We start from the raw sequence: 3545 nt of genomic DNA, 5'->3' as shown, positions 1-3545 counted from the left end.
TACCAGAAAGTTTAGACCCCAAATCTTAAGGATAGACTAATTGATGTTCTTTTTTTAATAATAACGTTTTTATCACGAATCAGTTATGCCTGATTGGAACGTGTTATGAGCAACATCATCCTAAGTTATTAAATTATTAAGAACTTCATAGGACACTGCGTAGTCTTAAATTGATAAAGAAAAGTTTTCATTAATCCACGTCTGAAATATTTTTAAGGTGATTACTATAATATTTGAATTAAAATTGTATATTTAGATTTAAAAATATATAATTTATTTGTAAAAAAGAGAGGGTTTCCAATTGCTATTAACAATTGGAAATAAAAGGTGATTGTTTATGAAAACTGCAGTTTTTGAAAAACCAGGATTAGTAGACACTGAAGATGTTAAAAAGCCTACTCTTCAAGCTGATGATGATGCCATCATCAAAATTGTCCGCACCTGTGTCTGTGGGCCAGATCTTTGGGCATATGCCCAAGGTGATCGTAAGGAAGAACATTCTGTCAATGACGGACACGAAGCCTTAGGTATCGTGGAAGAAATTGGTTCAGCTATCAACACGGTCAAACCTGGAGATTTTGTTATCGTCCCATTCACTCACGGTTGTGGTGATTGTGCAGCATGTCGAGCAGGATTTGACGGTACTTGTGATCTTCATACAGGAGGCACTAATTGGTCAAACGGATTTCAAGCTGAATATGTTCGCTTCCAGTACGCAAATTGGGCCTTGATTAAGATACCTGGACAACCAGAAGATTATACTGAAGGAATGTTAAAGTCCCTTTTGACCTTGGCAGACGTTATGCCAACGGGTTATCACGCAGCACGTTGTGCCAATGTACACGCTGGTGATAAAGTCGTTGTCATTGGCGATGGAGCCGTTGGACAATGTGCCGTCATTGCTGCTAAAATGCGTGGAGCTTCTCAAATCGTTTTGATGAGTCGTCACGAAGATCGTCAAAATTTAGCACTAGAATCTGGTGCCACAGCCATTGTTGCTGAACGTGGTGAAGAAGGTATCAAGAAAGTACGTGACATTCTAGGTGGCGGAGCTGACGCAGCACTCGAGTGTGTCGGAATGAAACCTGCTTTCGAGCAAGCTCTTGGAGTTCTACACAACGGTGGTCGCATAGGTTTCGTTGGAGTTCCCCACTACGATGATCATCCAATTGGTTCAACATTTGCTCAGAACATTGCCATTGCCGGTGGTTCAGCTTCAGTAACAACCTATGATAAACAATTTTTACTTAAAGATGTGCTAGAAGGTAACATCAACCCTGGACGTGTCTTCACTCAAACATATTCATTGGATGACTTTAATCAAGGTTATCAGGATATGCAAGCACGTAAGACAATCAAAGCAATGATCAAACCTTAATAATAAACAACTCTAAAATATCAAAAGCGTGTTAGTCCTTATGAAGTGCCTTAAAAATGTTAGACATTTGAATTGAATTTTTTCTAAACTACTATGGCTTGGTTCCTGTATTCAACAGGAGTCAGGCCATTTTTGCTTAGTGAGATCCTTTCGTTGTTATACCAGTCGATATATTCATAAACTAGATGTCTCAATTGTTTTATATCTTTGATTTTGTATCTGTTTAGGCATTCTTGCTTTAGCAGATTGAAATGGCTCTCGATTGGAGCATTGTCGTGACAGTTGCCCTTTCTAGACATGCTTTGTGTCATTCCTAATTCTTTTAACTGTTGCCTAAATTCTTCCATCTGATATTGCCATCCTTGATCAGAATGGATTATTGGATTCACAGACGTTGATAATTGATTTTTAAGTCCCATCAAAGTATTACGTATAAGTTTCTTGTTAGGGATATTACTAATAGCGACTGACAATATCTCTCCACTTGTCTCATCTTCAATGCTAGAAATATATCCCCACTTACCGTCAATTAATTTAACCTGCGTAACATCTGTGTGGAGAACGGTAAACGGTTTAGTTTCACTAAAATCCTGAATGATGATATTAGGGGCAATGCGTCCGACTGTACCTTTGTATGAATGATACGATGACGTATGTTTTGAATATATATCCACTTTGATCCCAAGCTTTCCCATTATCTTACGGATAGTTTCTTCACAGTAAGGGAAATCTGCTTTAACAGTCTCAAAATGCATTCTGCGATAGCCATAAGTTTGCTTTGATGACTCAAATTTTTTCATTATCAGTCTTTTTACTGATTCATATTTATCTGGTTTCGTATCATGTTTCAAACGTTCATAGTACGTAGACCTTGAAAGACCGTACCTTTTTAGAAGATCATTTAAAGAGAAGATAACACTCATTTTATGAATGACTCTAGCTATTTCGAGTTTCGATGCTCGTTCTCTCTCAAGGCCTTTAGTGTTTTTAAAAATTCGTGATCCATTTCAGAGTAATATAGTTTCTTTTTTAAATCGGTTATTTCTTGTTTATAAGCTTCTTCCTTAGTGGGAGATAGCTTTTTTCTTTTCTTCGGTTTTTTAGTCATAGACTTTCTTCCTCTGACGTTTGTGCGAAGACCCACTACACCATCGTTTTTATATCTATATGTCCAATTAGCAACTTGACTAGGTGATATATTAAAATGTGCAGCAACTTTAACAGCTCCGACGTCGTGTGTTTGGTAATAGTCTACCACGGACAATTTGAAATCCTGAGTGTATTTGGTATGACTTCTTTTCACCTTAAGACCTGCAGCACCATTTGCTTCAAATTGAGATACCCATATTTTGATATCAGAAGCGTGATTCATCGAATACTTGATGACTAAATCATTGTATGATATTCTACCATCCAGGTACTCTTTAACAAGCTTTAATTTAAATCGATAACTATATTTAGTCATAAAAAAACACACCATAAATATTAGATTATTGTGGGTCTAAACTTTCTGGTATTGGTGAAAACCAATGCCAGTTTTTTATTGTCTTCTTTTTGGCATACAAAAAGGACCTCACAGTCCAATGTTATGATTTATGCAACAAAATCAAATCGTACAAAGGAGATACTGTGATGCCCCACTTAAATCCTATCTTAAATTTTCTAAATATAACAGACACAAATATCAATATTTCGAGTTCAACAGATACAATCATTTTTCGAGGTGACCAAAAGCTCCGTATAAAAGTCATTGAAGGCAGACTATCGTATCGTTTGAGGAAATGTCCTAATTGTGGATTCGATTGTTTAATCAAGAACGGGGCAAGACAGACTGATGTCCGTCTTGCAAGTTTGAATGGCCATGAATATCATCTAAATCTCTGCAAGCAGAGATACTTGTGCAAATCTTGCAATACTACTTGTGGCGCCCATACCAACCCTGTTAAAAGGGACCAATCGATGTCTATCCAGGTCGATCAAGAAATATCATCTTTAGCTACCAGATCATTAACAATAAAAGCGATATCTGAGATCGTCGGAGTATCTCCCAACACCGTTTCAAGAAAGATGTATGGCAGTTTTAAACTACCCAAAAGGGCTCACGTCCTACCAAAGAACATCGGTATGGATGAATTCCAGTCTGCCGATCATTTGTTTTCTTTTATAG

Annotated in this window: 3 protein-coding genes and 2 pseudogenes; 3 read left to right on the top strand and 2 right to left on the bottom strand. The window is 37.1% G+C overall.

What is annotated here, in order from left to right; translation table 11 throughout:
- The first annotated feature begins 337 nt into the window (after window positions 1–337).
- The gene (locus FC27_RS11315) at window positions 338–1378 is read left to right on the top strand and encodes a zinc-binding dehydrogenase (RefSeq protein ID WP_010623504.1); all 1041 of its coding nucleotides are present in this window, start codon (window positions 338–340) and stop codon (window positions 1376–1378) included.
- 83 nt (window positions 1379–1461) lie between these two features.
- Here FC27_RS11315 and FC27_RS11310 read toward each other — a convergent pair whose 3' ends face one another.
- Window positions 1462–2322 carry an IS3 family transposase gene (locus tag FC27_RS11310; protein ID WP_235699635.1) on the bottom strand — a complete coding sequence of 287 codons (861 nt, stop codon included), beginning with the start codon at window positions 2320–2322 and terminating at the stop codon, window positions 1462–1464.
- A complete protein-coding gene (locus FC27_RS11305; protein WP_010623506.1) occupies window positions 2319–2843 on the bottom strand; it encodes a helix-turn-helix domain-containing protein in 525 nt (174 codons plus the stop codon). Before FC27_RS11305 ends, FC27_RS11310 begins: the two co-directional genes overlap by 4 nt.
- 167 nt (window positions 2844–3010) lie before the next feature.
- Between FC27_RS11305 and FC27_RS12270 the strand changes: the two are divergent.
- Window positions 3011–3277, top strand: a pseudogene (locus FC27_RS12270) (ISL3 family transposase); the annotation flags it as partial.
- Window positions 3278–3337: 60 nt separating this feature from the next.
- A pseudogene (locus tag FC27_RS12105) lies at window positions 3338–3545 on the top strand (helix-turn-helix domain-containing protein); the annotation flags it as partial.

Source organism: Companilactobacillus versmoldensis DSM 14857 = KCTC 3814 (assembly GCF_001434295.1).
Taxonomy (GTDB): Bacteria; Bacillota; Bacilli; order Lactobacillales; family Lactobacillaceae; genus Companilactobacillus; species Companilactobacillus versmoldensis.
This window is presented reverse-complemented; position numbering and strand designations above follow the sequence as displayed.